The sequence below is a fragment of the Saccharibacillus sp. O23 genome (genome assembly GCF_002205895.1).
GTDB lineage: Bacteria > Bacillota > Bacilli > Paenibacillales > Paenibacillaceae > Saccharibacillus.
Map to the genome: position 1 here is coordinate 212,092 of NZ_NJDE01000003.1, position 13,802 is coordinate 225,893.

At 59.8% G+C, this 13,802-nt stretch carries 10 protein-coding genes; 4 read left to right on the forward strand and 6 right to left on the reverse strand.

Annotated features, from left to right (window positions below; genetic code table 11):
- Positions 1–49: 49 nt before the first annotated feature.
- The 3 genes from CDO73_RS04975 to CDO73_RS04985 form a co-directional block, all read right to left on the reverse strand.
- The gene (locus CDO73_RS04975) at positions 50–1,063 is read right to left on the reverse strand and encodes an ABC transporter substrate-binding protein (protein ID WP_088487400.1); all 1,014 of its coding nucleotides are present in this window, start codon (positions 1,061–1,063) and stop codon (positions 50–52) included.
- Positions 1,064–1,254: 191 nt separating this feature from the next.
- Entirely contained in the window at positions 1,255–3,897 is a 2,643-nt protein-coding gene (locus tag CDO73_RS04980) for a cation-translocating P-type ATPase (RefSeq protein ID WP_088487401.1), read from the reverse strand.
- 311 nt (positions 3,898–4,208) lie between these two features.
- Complete coding sequence (locus CDO73_RS04985) at positions 4,209–5,699, reverse strand: DUF4153 domain-containing protein (protein ID WP_088487402.1); 1,491 nt, start codon at positions 5,697–5,699, stop codon at positions 4,209–4,211.
- A 115-nt stretch (positions 5,700–5,814) separates the two neighbouring features.
- Here CDO73_RS04985 and CDO73_RS04990 point away from each other — a divergent pair, with 115 nt between their 5' ends.
- Positions 5,815–7,821, forward strand: a complete 2,007-nt coding sequence (locus CDO73_RS04990) for an ABC transporter substrate-binding protein (RefSeq protein WP_088487403.1) — start codon at positions 5,815–5,817, stop codon at positions 7,819–7,821.
- A gap of 573 nt (positions 7,822–8,394) precedes the next feature.
- Here the strand turns inward: CDO73_RS04990 and CDO73_RS05000 are convergent.
- A complete protein-coding gene (locus tag CDO73_RS05000) occupies positions 8,395–8,823 on the reverse strand; it encodes a winged helix-turn-helix transcriptional regulator (protein ID WP_088487405.1) in 429 nt (142 codons plus the stop codon).
- Positions 8,824–9,080: 257 nt separating this feature from the next.
- On the opposite strand from CDO73_RS05000, the gene CDO73_RS05005 reads away from it, so the two are divergent.
- Positions 9,081–9,488 (forward strand): RidA family protein, encoded by a 408-nt coding sequence (locus CDO73_RS05005; RefSeq protein ID WP_088487406.1) that lies wholly within the window; start codon positions 9,081–9,083, stop codon positions 9,486–9,488.
- Between the two features lie 257 nt (positions 9,489–9,745).
- Entirely contained in the window at positions 9,746–10,786 is a 1,041-nt protein-coding gene (locus tag CDO73_RS05010) for a zinc-binding alcohol dehydrogenase family protein (RefSeq protein WP_088487407.1), read from the forward strand.
- Positions 10,787–10,890: 104 nt separating this feature from the next.
- Here CDO73_RS05010 and CDO73_RS05015 read toward each other — a convergent pair whose 3' ends face one another.
- Together CDO73_RS05015 and CDO73_RS05020 are read right to left on the reverse strand one after the other, a co-directional pair.
- Complete coding sequence (locus tag CDO73_RS05015; protein WP_088487675.1) at positions 10,891–11,544, reverse strand: CatB-related O-acetyltransferase; 654 nt, start codon at positions 11,542–11,544, stop codon at positions 10,891–10,893.
- A gap of 361 nt (positions 11,545–11,905) precedes the next feature.
- Complete coding sequence (locus CDO73_RS05020; protein WP_088487408.1) at positions 11,906–12,934, reverse strand: potassium channel family protein; 1,029 nt, start codon at positions 12,932–12,934, stop codon at positions 11,906–11,908.
- Positions 12,935–13,191: 257 nt separating this feature from the next.
- Between CDO73_RS05020 and CDO73_RS05025 the strand changes: the two genes are divergently transcribed.
- On the forward strand, positions 13,192–13,704 hold the full coding sequence (locus CDO73_RS05025) for a DUF4178 domain-containing protein (RefSeq protein WP_088487409.1): 513 nt from the start codon (positions 13,192–13,194) through the stop codon (positions 13,702–13,704).
- The last annotated feature ends 98 nt before the right edge of the window (positions 13,705–13,802 follow it).

Here is a 13,802-nt window from a genome sequence, read left to right on the forward strand (position 1 = left end):
CGGATCGGTTAACCTTCGGCCGCCCGAAGTTTCGCCGAAACCGCCGAGATCACGGAGTCTTCGCGACGCTCTCGAGCACGTCGTCGATCATCATGCCGTTTGCCACGGCGCCGGTATACAGCCAGCTTCTGTCGTCGCCGAACTCGTAGACATGGCCTTCTTTGACGGCCGGAATGTTTTTCCATACCGGATCGGCCAAGATCTGTTCTTTCGTTTTGCCGCTGGCGTTCACGAGGAACAGGTAATCGGCATCCAGATCGGCCAGCAGTTCCAGCGACAAGCTGCTCCAGTTCGCTTCGCTCGCTTCCGAAGCCTGTTTCACGATGTCCGGAACGGCCATGCCCAGATCGTTATAGATCACGTCGCCGCTGGACAGATTCTGATTGACGACATAGACGTTGTCTTTCAGCAGCCACAGCGCGGCGGCTTTTTTGGCTCCGCCGGTCGCTTCCGCGACCTGCGCTTTGGCGGCTTCGGCTTTGGCTTCGTAGTCGTCCAATACTTTTTGGGCTTCCTCTTTCTTGCCCAGCACTTCCCCGACCGTCAGCAGTTCCTGCCGCCAATCGTTATTCTGCGCGCTGCCGACCACGTAAGTCGGAGCGATCGCCGAATACTGCTGATATTTGTCGCCCGCCGCCAGCTCCGCGCTGTCCATCAGGATCAGGTCGGGCGAATAGCTGGCTACGACTTCGAGCGGCAGTTCGGACGGGATGCCGGGGATGCCTTCGAGCGAATCCTGCAAATAGTTCTGCATCGAACCTTTGCCGGTCATCCACTGCGCGGCCGGCTTCACGCCGAGCGCCACCAGATTGTCTTCGAGATAAGAAGCGATGATCGCTTTCGGCTGTGCCGGAATTTTCACTTCGTGTCCCATCGCGTCTTTCAGCACGCGATCTCCCGCCGGAGCCGTCTCCGCTTGGGCGTCTGTTCCTTCGGCATTCTGCGTTTCGAACTGATCGGTCTTCGACGTATCCGTCGCGGCCTCGTTCGAACAAGCGCCGACGATCAAAGCCAGCCCTCCGATCGTCGCGATCGTCAAATTTTTCAAACTTCTCTTTTTCATCTCTTTCCATCCCCTCCGCTAATACCTTGTCAACATTAAAGGCAAGGTTGCTGATTCTCGTTGATAATGATTCTCACAACACTCAATATAACGGCTCCTCGTCCGCGAAGCAACTTTTCTTCCGAGCGAAGCGCGCGCCGAAAAGGAAGATCCCGTGGGAGATCTTCCTTGCCGTTTCTCTCGCTGCCGGATCATTTTCGCGACAAACGCACCCGAATCACTTTGACGATCTCCATCAGCACGACCGCTACCAGAGCGAGTCCGGCCGCGATCAGCCATTGATCGACGCCGAATTCCTGCGGGATCGAGAAGATGCCGCGCACGCCCGGAATCAGCGTTACCGCATAGAGCGCGAAGCAGAACAGAACCGCGCCGAGCACGTATTTGTTATCGAAAAATCCGGCGCCGAACGCCGTCTGCACCTGCGAGCGGGCCGCGAACGTCTGCAAAGTACGGGCCAAGATCAGCGTCGTGAACGCCATCGCCACGCTCATCTCCGGCGATTCCTGCAATCCGATATACTGCGAGACGATGACCGCCGCGCCGATCAGCACGCCGCGCAGAATAACCGTCTGAAGCGTTCCTCCGGCGAAGATGCCTTCGTCGATATTGCGCGGTTTGCGTTTCATGACGTCCGGTTCGGCTTTTTCCATCCCGAGCGCGATCGCCGGAAGCGAATCGTTCAGCAGGTTGATGAACAGCAGTTGGAGCGCCGTAAACGGATTGATCCAGTCGAACACCAGCGCGAACAAGATCGCGATGATCGCGCCGAGATTGCCCGAGAACAGATACGCGATCGACTTCTTGATATTGTCGAACACCGTGCGGCCGACTTCGACGGCGCTGACGATCGAGACGAAGTTGTCGTCCGTCAGCACCATCGCGGCGGAGTTCTTCGCCACGTCCGTGCCGCTGCCCATCGCCACGCCGATATCCGCCTGCTTGAGCGCGGGCGCGTCGTTGACGCCGTCGCCGGTCATGGCCGTGATCCGGCCTTTCTTCTGCCAAGCGCGCACGATGCGGATCTTGTTCTCCGGCGACACGCGCGCGTACACCGCGATATGCTCCAGACGGTTGTCGAGTTCCGCGTCGGAGAGCGCGTCCAGTTCGCGGCCGGTCAGCGCTTCGTCGCCTTCGGCCATCAAGCCGATATCGCGGCCGATCGCCTGCGCCGTCGTCTTATGGTCGCCCGTAATCATGACCGGACGGATGCCCGCGCTGATCGCTTCTTCGATCGCGCCGTAGACCGCGTCGCGCGGCGGATCGATCATCGCCGTCAGTCCGACGAAGACCAATTCGTTCTCGTCGTCTTCGTCCACCGATACGCCGGACGGGATTTCTTTGTAGCCGAACGCAAGCACGCGCAGCGCGCGGTCCGAGAATTCTTCGTTCCGCTTCTGAATCTTGCGCAGCCATTCGTCGGTAAATTTCTCTTCGCGATCGTCGACCCGAATCCCCGTGCAGCGGTCGAGCAGCACGTCCGGTCCGCCTTTGACGAGCAGCAGGCGGCGTCCGTCGATCGTATGCACGGTCGACATCAGTTTGCGGTCGGAATCGAACGGAATCTCGGCTTCGCGTTCGTAAGCGCCGCGTACTTCTTCATGATTGCGGTTCTTCTTCGAACTGTAAGCGAGCAGCGCCGTTTCCGTCGGATCGCCGATTTCCTGTCCGTCTTCGTTGATGCGCGAATCGTTGCAGAGCACGGCGATCCGCATCAGCCACTGTTCGGATTCCGTCCATTGATCGGGATCGTCCGGAATCTGCCCGTCGCGTCCTTCCGGCACGTAATCGTCGACGACGGTCATCTTGTTTTGCGTCAGCGTGCCCGTCTTATCGGTGCAGATGACGCTGGTCGAACCTAACGTCTCGACGGCCGGCAGACGACGGATGATGGCATGGCGTTTCGCCATCTTGTTCGTGCCGACCGCCAGCACGATCGTCACGATCGAAGACAGCGCCTCCGGAATCGCGGCTACCGCCACGGCGACCGCGAACATGAACGAGTTCAAGATCGCGCCCGTCATGTCGTCCGTATCTCCGGAGAACCATTCGCGCCCCGCTTCGACGGCGAAGATGACGATGCAGAGGATCAGGATGAAGACGCCCAGCTTCTTGCTGAAGCTCTCCAGCTTGCGCTGAAGCGGCGTCTGCTTCGCTTCGGCGCTCTCGAGCAGCCCGGCGATCTTGCCGATCTCCGAATCCGCTCCCGTTCCGGTCACGACCATCGTCGCGCGGCCGTACACGACCAACGCGCCGCTGAACGCCATGTTGCGCCGGTCGCCGATGCCGACTTCTTCGCCGATCGTGTCCGCATGTTTCTCCGCGGGTTCGGACTCGCCCGTCAGCATGCCTTCGTCCGTCTTCAGCGAGCTGCTCTCGATCAAGCGCCCGTCGGCCGGCACGTAATCGCCGGCTTCGAGCAGCACGATATCGCCGGGCACGACTTCTCTCGCCGGGATCGTCTGCACCTGCCTGCCGCGTTTGACTTTGGCCGACGGCGCGGACATCTGTTTGAGCGCGTCCAGCGAGTTCTCGGCTTTCTTGGTCTGGACGACGCCGATCACCGAGTTCATGACCAGCACCGCGAAGATGATGATCGATTCGACGATCTCTCCCAGCGCGAGCTGCACGACGGCCGCCGCCAGCAGCACGATGACCATCGGATCTTTGAACGATTCGAGGATCAGCTTCCATACCGGCTCTTTGCCTTTTTCTTTGAGTTCGTTATACCCGTGTTCTTCCAACCGCCTGCCGGCCTCGTCCGTCTCCAATCCTTCGGGCGTCGACTTTAACTCTTTGAGCGCCTCTTCCCGATCTGCACGATAAAACTCCACGTAACCCCTCCTTATCGCCTTAGGGCATGTCTTCAAACCTGCCAATGTGCATCTTTTACCGCCTTTTCGCGCTGCTCCGCGTCACTTTCCTTCGACGTGCCCCGGCACGCCTTCAGAAAAGTTCCTTGTTCAACACGAAAATTCGGCAAAATCTGCTCCCATCGAGGTTTGAAGTCACGCCCTAGCCTAATCCGGCCGTTCTTTCTTTTTTACCCACATGTGGCGAAAAGAGTTCCGGAGATTTCGCGGTTTTTCGGCAAATTCGGATCGATCGGAAAAGAAGTTCGCAAAACGTTCGAAGGTCTGCCTCTCTATTCGACGTATCTTTTCAGCAGACGGTCCGCGCGCCAATCCGAGAAATTCCACGACTGCCAAGCAGAGGAGCCTTCGTCTTGTTCCGCTTTTTCCCGCAGCATCCGGTCGAGCTGCCCGCCTTCGCTTTGCGCGTATTCGATCAGCACGGGAGCCGCGTCCGACGACAGACTGAGCAGGTAGTCCAGATCCGCGGACACCGCAGCCGTTTCGTCGCGTTCCAGATTCAGAACGGCGATGACGCGGTCCATGCAGGCGTAATTGAGAGCCAGATAAGCGCAGACGCCGAGCACGACCATCCAGCGCCCGAGCGGCAGACGGCGGAACCGGATGCAGAGCGCGAACAGAACCGACAGCAGGAACAGGAAGATCATGAACGCATGGACCAGAAAACGCATCCGCGTATATCCGTAAGCCTCTTCGTAGAGCAGCAGCCGGGAAAATGCCGAACCGAGCATGGCCGCCGAACAGAATACCAGCAGATACAGCAGCGCGTCGAGCGTTCGCCGCACCGCATGTTCGCCGCGTTCCGTCGAATACAGCCCGATCAGCAGCAGCGCGAAGTTGATCAGCGTCACGCCGATCAGTTCGCCGAATCCGCTGTGCGTATATTCCGCGTACGTCGCCGATTCCGGCAGAATCCCCTGCCAAGCGCCGAACAAATACGAGAATTGCAGCGCGACGAACAGCACGTACACCAGATCGAGCGCGATCATGAGCGTAATCGTGACCAGCGGCGGAATCTTGGACAGCGGGTCGAACGTCGCGGCCGTCGCCGGTCCTTGCACGGGCGGCGTACGGCGCGGATCGAGGAAGCCGAGCAGGTACGTGAGGCAAAACAACCCGACGACGACAGCCCATACCAGACGAGACGGCGCGCTTCCGAGCGACCATTCGCCGAACCAATCGGGAATCCGTCCCGCCATCTCGCGCAGTACGCCGTCCGCCGAAAACAGCAGCATCAAGACGACCGTCAATACCGGCACCGCGATCAGAAGGCCGTATAACACCTGTTTGGCCGCGGAGCTGCCGCTTGAAGATTCGGGGGATTTCCCGCTCCGGCGAAAAGGCGCCCAGATCGCCGGCACATGCCGCACGGTCTGGCTCAGCACGTGACCGATCGCGTCGGGAATCAGCATGGGATCATGCCAGCTTCGCTTGCGGTCGCTCCAGAGATACGCGAATTGCAAAGCGACGAGCGCGGGCAAAGCCAGCAGATTCAACGTGAAAAAGACCGGGTTGTCGAACACCGCGTACGTCAGCGCCAACAGCAGCGCCGCTCCCGTCAGCATCAGTCCCGCCGGATCGGCCGGTCGCATCGATTCGCGGCCGAACGTGTAGAAATAGGCGTATAAGAGCAGCAGAAACAACGGTACCGATATACCCGGAACCGCCCCGTAAAACAGCAGTTGATGAAGTCCGCCCAGAGCCAACGCCGCCGCAAGCGGCAGCCAGCGGCTCCTGTCTTTTTCTTTCGCCGATACGTTCATGTTTGAATCCTCCCGAAGTCCGTATTGTATTCTTTTTCCATTGTAGATGATAAAATAAGAAGATAAATAGAAAGGTTGGTTTCGGTTTTTTCGTATTTTATAAGGAGGATCGATAATGAGACTGCATAAGCAATTCCTGCGGCTGCACGAGCGTTACGGCGCGGAGGGCGAGACGCAGGTCACGCTCGCCGAAGTCGCGGATACGCTGGACTGCACGCATCGCAGCGCTTTGACGGTCATCGGGAAGATGGCGGAAGCGGAATGGATTCGCTGGGATTCCCGTCGGGGAAGAGGCAAGCGTTCGGGACTTTCTTTCCGGGTCACGCCGGAAGAGATCGCGGCGGAATCGGTCGCGGACGCGATCGGTCGCGGCGATATTCGGGGCATAGCCGGGGAGCTGGAAGGCGGCGCGCCGCCGCCGGAGATGCGGGAGCGGCTGCGGGAATCGCTGCGCGCTTATTTCGGGCACCATTCGGAGACGTCGACCGGCAGGCAGATCGACACGCTCAGGCTGCCGATCCGCCAGCAGCTTCATTCGCTGGACCCGCTGCGCACGAATCTGCTCGCCGAGTCGTTCGTCGTCGGGCATGTGTTCGACGGACTGGTCCGGCAGGAAGACGGCTCGGACGATATCCTGCCCGCGCTCGCTCATCATTGGGAATCGGTAGGCGAAGGCCGGCTGTGGACGTTCTATCTGCGCAAAGACGTCTCGTTCCACGACGGGCGCGTCTTGACGTCCGAAGACGTCGTCTACGCGTTCGAACGGATGCGCAAACTGCCCGAACGCGTCCTCTACGGATTCATGGCGCGGAATATCGAGGAGGCGACGGCGGACGGGCCTTTGGCCGTCAAGATCCGGCTGAGACGCGCGCATGCCTTGTTCCTGCCGTTCCTGTGCACGAGCCGGGCGAGCATCGTGCCGAAGGAAACGCTGCGGCGCGGCGAGCCGGAATTCGGGCTGCATCCGGTCGGCACCGGACCGTTCCGCGTCGCCGAATTCGGACGCGACCTATGCGTGCTGGAAGCGTTCAGCCCGTATTATCTGGGCCGCGCCCATATGGACCGCGTGGAGATCGTCAATATCCCGTGGCGGATGCAGGGCGGCGAATGGAGCGGCGGCGACAGCGATTCGCCGTTCCACGTATGGCCCGGCGGCGGGCCGGACCGGCGCGCGGCGGACGACGGAAGCGGCGATTCGCCGCCGGGAAGCGCGGAGCCGCTCGCGGGAGAAAGCGGCGGGCGGTTGTTGAATGGAGCGCTAGCGGAGGTTGAAGCGGAAGCGCCGACGGAAGGAGACAGACGCGAGGCAGAAGCGCTGTCGGGTGGCGCGGGACTCGCGGCGGGAGTTCCGACGGAAGACGCGGGGCGCTCGGCGGAGACGCGGGCGGAAGGCGCGAAGCCTAAGGGAGAGGCGCGGACGGGAAGCGCGGGGCGCTCGGCGGAAGCGCGGACGGAAGGCGCCGGACTCGCGGGAGAAGCGGGCGGCGAAATCTGGAGCCGCGCGCATGCGGAAGTGTTCTCCCGCAAATTCGTGACCTGCAACACGAAGAGCGGTCCGATGCGCGACCCGGCGCTGCGCGCGGCCGTGATGGCCGCTCTGGCGGGGCGGAGCGCGGCGGGCGGCGAAGCAGAAATGCCGCCGCTCAGCCTGCTCACGATTCCGCAGTACCGCAAAGACGCCGCTCTGATCAAAGAGCGGCTGGAGCGGCGCGGCTATTCGTGCCGGGTTCGCATCGTCACGGTGGGCGATTTCAAAGGTCGGACGCGGCTGGCGAACGATCTGATGCTCTTCTCGCTGATCCGCGATCGCGACGAGCAGTTGAGGCTGTTCGACCTTTATCTGACGATGTCGGAGCATTCCGACTCGAAGACGAGGTTGTTCGTCCGGCGCGCGCTGCGCCGGGCCGCGGACGAAGAGACGCCTCGCGGCCGCGCGCGCGAACTCGACGGTCTCGAAGCCCGGCTGATCGCGGAGCATCAGCTTCACGTCCTGTACGAGACGCCGCTGCAAACCACTTATCTGCCGCGCGTGCGCGGCCTTCGCTTCGGCGCGCAGGGTTGGATCGACCTGCGGACGGTCTGGTTTCCGCCGGACGAAGACCGTCCGCCGAAAACGGAATAAACGCCGAAAAGCCGCTTGATGCAAGCGGCTTTTCGGCGTTCGCGGCTCTTTCGATTTTTGCGGCGCGGCGTCAAATTCCCGAGCCGTTGTCGATTTGGTTTACCGGCTTCCTTACGCCGACTTTCATTCTCTCGTTCTTATTCTTCGGCTTTGATTAATCGATTCTCGCGCGACCGACCCCTATCGCCGATCGAAATGTTGCAAAAATCCAGCATTATTCAAGATTTCGCGGATTGAGCACCGAATTGTTGCGAATATCCATCATTTTCCCGATTTTCTCCCGCGAATCCAATCCTGGTCCGCAAAATGATGGATTTCTGCAACAAAGTAACCTTCGATGCCCCTTTTTCGACCGAAATGATGGATTTTCGCAGCATATTTCGCTTCGCCCTCGATTTCCGCGTCGACAACGGCCGGAAACCGAACAGCCCGCCCGAAAGCTTCGATTCCCCGGCCGCTGCCTGCTCGACTCTTCGGCAATCCGCCCTCTCGGCTTCCGACTTCCCGTAAACGGACACTGGCCGGACGCGAATTCGCGATCCGCCAGCTTTCCGGCCTACCGGATTCCCCGATTTATTTTGCCGCTTCGGCCGCTTCTGCCTCCACCGCTTGGCCCTTTTCCATGGTTCCGTTCGATCCGGCAGCTTCGCACGTGCCCGCTTGGCGGCCGCCGTACTTCTCGCCCCAAGCTCTCATGCTCTGGACGATCGGCTCCAGCGTGCGGCCGAACTCGGTCAGCGAATATTCGACTTTGGGCGGCACCTGCTGATAGACCTCGCGGTGCACGATGCCGTCTTTCTCCAATTCGCGCAGCTGAAGCGTCAGCATCCGCTGCGTGATCGTCGGACAGATGCGGCGGAATTCGTTGAACCGTTTCGGCCCTTCGATCATATGGTAGAGCAGCATGCCTTTCCATTTGCCTCCGATCACGTCCAACGTAAACTCGACCGGGCAGCCTTCGCCTTCCGGGCATTCTCCGTATCCGCTTTTGCGGTCTCTCATCGTTATTCCTCCTCGGTTCTTTTTTGATTTCGTTCGTTTATATCCGGTATACTGGAAGCAGCACACCGATCATTCTCGGGAAAGGAGATCCGCCTCATGAAGAAAAGAATGCTCGATTTTCTTGCGTCCGGATACGGATACTCCACGGCCGTTTTCTTCTAAAACGGCCGTGAATCGGCGAAGTCTGCCTTCACGGCCTTTTGGCGGCATTCAGCAGAAAATCCCGGCCTTTGCGCCGCAGAATGAGAGGAATCCACATGACCGAAAAAATCACGCGCCGCAACCCTGCTTCCGCGCCCGCTCCCGTAGGGCGTTACACGCACATCACCCGCATCCCGAAAGACGCCGACTTGTTCGTCACTTCGGGTCAGATCGGCACGGACGCCGGCGGCAATCTGCCCTCCGCGTTCAACGAGCAGGTCTCCAACGCGTTCGCCAATATCCGAAGCGTGCTGCAAGCCGAAAGCTTGAGCGGCTCCGATATCGTCAAAGTCAATATCTGGGCGACGCAGCCGATCGATTGGGACTTCTTGTACGCCGAATGGGACAAACTCGTCGGCGGCGAATATCCGGCGATGACGGTCGGCTATCTCAACGAATTGGGCCTGCCGGACATCAAGATCGAGATCGAAGTCTGGGCGGCGTCTCTTCCGCAAACGACCTGATCTCTACGCGATTTAAGCTTTCCGCAACCCGAGACCGCTTGAACTTCAAGCGTACGTCTCGGGTTTTTGTATGCCGCGCACGCCGATTTGCATACCGTATGCACCGATTTATATATCATACATGCCAAAACGTATCTATATCACATTCATGTGACTATCTATCACTAGTGTTTCTATAACACACGAATGTGCGTACTTACAAAAAGAACACTATTCTTCTACAATCCGAGTATACCTTGAAACGGGAGGAATGCAACATGACTCATCCGCAAACCATGAAAGCCGTAGCTCTTACCGAATACCTGCCGATCGAACGCGAAGACAGCTTGATCGACGTCGAACTGCCGACGCCTTCGCCGCAGGGACGCGACCTGCTGGTCCGCGTCAAAGCCGTCTCCGTCAACCCCGTCGACGTGAAGATCCGCGCGCCCAAAGCGCGCACGGAAGCTCAGCCGCGCGTCATCGGCTGGGATGCCGCCGGCGTCGTCGAAGCCGTCGGCGACGGCGTCACGCTGTTCGAGCCGGGCGACGAAGTCTATTACGCCGGCAGCATCAAGCGTTCCGGCAGCAATGCCGAATTCCAGCTCGTCGACGAACGCATCGTCGGCCGCAAGCCGAAGAAGCTCGATTGGGCGGAAGCCGCCGCCCTGCCGCTGACCGCGATCACCGCTTGGGAGGCGCTGCATGATCGCCTCCGAATCGCGACGGAGCCGGCAGAGAACGCCGGCAAGACCATCCTGATCATCGGCGCCGCCGGCGGCGTCGGCTCGATCGCGACCCAACTCGCCGATCTGGCCGGCCTGACCGTCATCGGCACCGCTTCGCGCCGGGAATCCGCCGACTGGGCGTTGGCGCGCGGCGCGCATCATATCGTCGATCATTACGACGATTTCGCTTCGCAGATCGAAAATCTCGGCCTGAACGCGCCGGATTATATCCTGTGCTTGAACAGCACGGACAAACACTGGGACAATATGGCGAACGCGCTCGCTCCGCAGGGTGCGATCTGTTCGATCGTCGAGACGGAAGAACCCGTCGAACTGACGAAGCTCAAAGACAAAAGCGGCACGTTCGTCTGGGAGTTCATGTTCACCCGCGCCATGTTCGAGACGCCGGACATGATCGCCCAACACGAGCTGCTGAACGCGATCGCCGATCTTGTCGAAAGCGGCAAAGTGTCGACGACGCTGGCCGAGCGGCTCTCCCCGTTCAACGCGGCGAACATGCGCGAAGCGCATCGCAAGCTCGAGAGCGGCCGCATGATCGGCAAGCTGGTCGTCGAAGGTTTCGGCGAATAAGGACGAACACGCCTGCCGCGCCTGCATCTGCCTATCGAAACGCAAAGCCCGGTCTTTCGCATTACGCGGAAGACCGGGCTTTGCTCGTTAGTCGGCAGACAAAATCATCCCCGCAGCCGCGATACTGCCTCCGCCAACTCCCGCACCCTGCCGCTCGACAGCAGAGGAATCAGCGTCTTGACGTCTTCGATCTCCAGCTCCCACCAGCGCGTTTCGAGCAGCAGCGCGATCTCTTCGTCGGCGAACCGCCGGCGGATCGGCTTGGCCGGATTGCCGCCGACGATCGCGTACGGCTCGACGTTTCTCGTCACGACGGCGCGCGACGCGATGACCGCGCCGTGACCGATCGATACGCCGGGCATGATCATCGCTTCGCTGCCGATCCAGACGTCGCTGCCTACGACCGTATCGCCTTTGGGCAGGAATCCGTCCGCCGCGCCTTCGCTCAGATCCGGCGTATAGAAGAACGGATACGTCGTCACCCAATCGCTTCGATGACCTTGATTGCCGCACATGATGAACGACGCGCCCGAACCGATCGAGCAGAATCGCCCGATGATCAGCTTGTCTCTCGCGTCGTCTTCCGGCGACAGATAGCGAACGCAGAAGTCTTCGAAATGCCGGGCGTGATAATAACCGGAATAATACGTGTATGCTCCGACTTGAATATTGGGATTGCGCACCTGATCTTGCAGCCTATATCCTCTGGACCAATGCTCGAATACGTTGGCCGGTTCCGGCCGCGAACGGTCCGGCATGATCGAGTCTTGCGTTTGCTTGGGCTGCTCGTTATTTTCTCTCATCGTTCATCTCTCCCAGACGGGCGCTCGGCCCTTATGATTCGAGGCACGGCCCGCCGGGCTTTTCCGATATTCCTGAAGCGCAAAACAAAAAGAGGACGATACGACTCGCCCTCTGCCGAATGAAAACGGAAAAGGCGCCGGCTGCGACTGTGCCTCGCTCGATACGCTTAAAAAAGGACAGACTTCTCCCGTTGTAAGCTTATCGGCTTGCGCGAACAGTCGACATTTCCAACGTCCTTTTCCCCTTTCCGTATGGATTCGTACCCAGTATAGCCGCAAAACGGCCGCTTGTTCAAGCTTCGGCCGGCGCGGCCCGTTATTTCGCGGTTCGGCCCGCAGCGATCCGCCGCTGCGTCTCCGCATCCGCGACCACGTACAGCCGGGCTTCTGCCGGAATCGGCATGTCCAGCTTGCGGTTGATGCCGAGATCTTCCCGATCGGCGATCAACGTCGCTCCTTGCGTCAGCAGCGCTTGGAACGCTTCGCCGTAAGTCTTCCACGAACGGTCGACGGCCACTTCGTAGACGTCGCTCCCGTTCGTCCGGTTGAGCAGTTGGCTGATCACGTCCGAACTGCCTTCGTGCAGCGCCGCCCGAACCGCGAGGCGCGAGATCGCGTCGTGCGACAAGATGAATTCGTTCACCTGCGCGTGACGGAAATTCTGGACGTGGTTCTCCATCGTGATCTCGACGGTCGTATGAACCTGCGGCGCGAGGCGCTCGATGCTGGAGACGACGAGCAGCGATTTGCCGTCGACGAGCGCCGATTCTTGAATCCGTTCGTCCGCGAAGACGATCGCGGCGCGACAGGTCGAGATGCTCGCTTTTCGGAGAATCGAATCCGATGCCGGATCGCCGCTGACAAAATGAACCTGTTCCAGATGTTCCAGCGGATGCCGGTTCGTCTCGTCGATCAGCACGATCGGCGTCTTCGGCGCATTTTCCAGAATCTCTTCGATCGCCGTGCGCGCTTTCTGCCCCCAATTCACGATCACGACATGGCCTTCTCCTTCAAACGTCAACATTCCCGCTCCTCTCCTGCGCTGCACTTCGGCGATCGAATCGATCACTTTGCCGATCACCAAGCTGAGCAGCCCGATTCCGAATATGTACAGAAAAATCGTAAACGCTTTGCCCGCGGGCGACGTCGCGAAATAATCGCCGTAACCGACCGTCGCCATCGTGGTCAGTACCCAATAAAAAGCATTGAACCAGTTCGCGAAAGTCGAAGGCTCGATCAGGTACGCGGTCGTCGCGCTGAGCAGCACGAAAGCCAAAATGATCAGGCCTATCGTCGTTTTTCGCAGGTGCATCAATCTGGTCGACAAGCGGATAAAAAAGTGCAAAGCTTCGCTCCCTCCGTTTCTCGCTTGGATTTGGCCGAATAATCGTCTACGATAGATCCGTGAGAACGACTGCAAGCCGAGACCGACCTTTCCCGACCAACGCGCCCGGACCGATCCGTGCGGACGATTTCGCAACGCGGCGGACCGCGATCGCGTACATCTTACTACTGCGTCATCGCGCGAAACGATGCGCAACCCGCCGATACGGCAAGAACCGAGCCGCTTCGGAATCATTCCCATTTGGAGGTCAGATCCTTATGTCCATGTTCAAACGCATCCGCAACATCTTCGCCAAGCCGGAAGCTCCGCTGCAAGAACGCGGCATTCTCGACATCGGCCCGGGCGACATCTGCGAAGTCTCGCTCGTCACCTACGAGGTAACCGGCCGCACCAAGAACGCCCGCCGTTCTACCGTCGTCTTGACGCTGCGCGACGGCGCGAACCTCTCGTATCTGGTCATCGAAGAACGCGAAGAAAACAAGTACTCGCTCTACCGCCCGATCGACGGCCGGCTCGATTCGCTTCAAGAAGTGCCGACCGTCATGGAGCTCGACGACACGGTCTACCATCTCGAAGAGCAGTACAACGGCCATATCGTAACCGTAGGCAAAACGCCGTTCATGCAGGGCGGCGACCAATCGGTCTGGCAGTACCAGTCCGACGACATGAAGCTGCTTCGTATCGAGTGGATGGACGGACGCTTTATGCTCTACGAAGGCGAAGACATCCCGCCGGCCGACGTACGGGTAATTCGCGGCGGCGGCGTCTAAAAGCTTTTGCGGCACCGTTCGCGCCCGGCAGCCTCAGCCGCGCAAGATCCGCGGCTCCGTCCCTGTTCCGTGCGATTCTCCCGAAAAGAAGGCAAGAG

Excerpts from the sequence above, each read along its gene's own strand:
- CDO73_RS04975 (WP_088487400.1), bottom strand. The coding sequence starts at position 1,063 with ATGAAAAAGAGAAGTTTGAAAAATTTGACGATCGCGACGATCGGAGGG.
- CDO73_RS04985 (WP_088487402.1), bottom strand. The coding sequence starts at position 5,699 with ATGAACGTATCGGCGAAAGAAAAAGACAGGAGCCGCTGGCTGCCGCTT.
- CDO73_RS04990 (WP_088487403.1), top strand. The coding sequence starts at position 5,815 with ATGAGACTGCATAAGCAATTCCTGCGGCTGCACGAGCGTTACGGCGCG.
- CDO73_RS05000 (WP_088487405.1), bottom strand. The coding sequence starts at position 8,823 with ATGAGAGACCGCAAAAGCGGATACGGAGAATGCCCGGAAGGCGAAGGC.
- CDO73_RS05005 (WP_088487406.1), top strand. The coding sequence starts at position 9,081 with ATGACCGAAAAAATCACGCGCCGCAACCCTGCTTCCGCGCCCGCTCCC.
- CDO73_RS05010 (WP_088487407.1), top strand. The coding sequence starts at position 9,746 with ATGACTCATCCGCAAACCATGAAAGCCGTAGCTCTTACCGAATACCTG.
- CDO73_RS05015 (WP_088487675.1), bottom strand. The coding sequence starts at position 11,544 with ATGCCGGACCGTTCGCGGCCGGAACCGGCCAACGTATTCGAGCATTGG.
- CDO73_RS05025 (WP_088487409.1), top strand. The coding sequence starts at position 13,192 with ATGTCCATGTTCAAACGCATCCGCAACATCTTCGCCAAGCCGGAAGCT.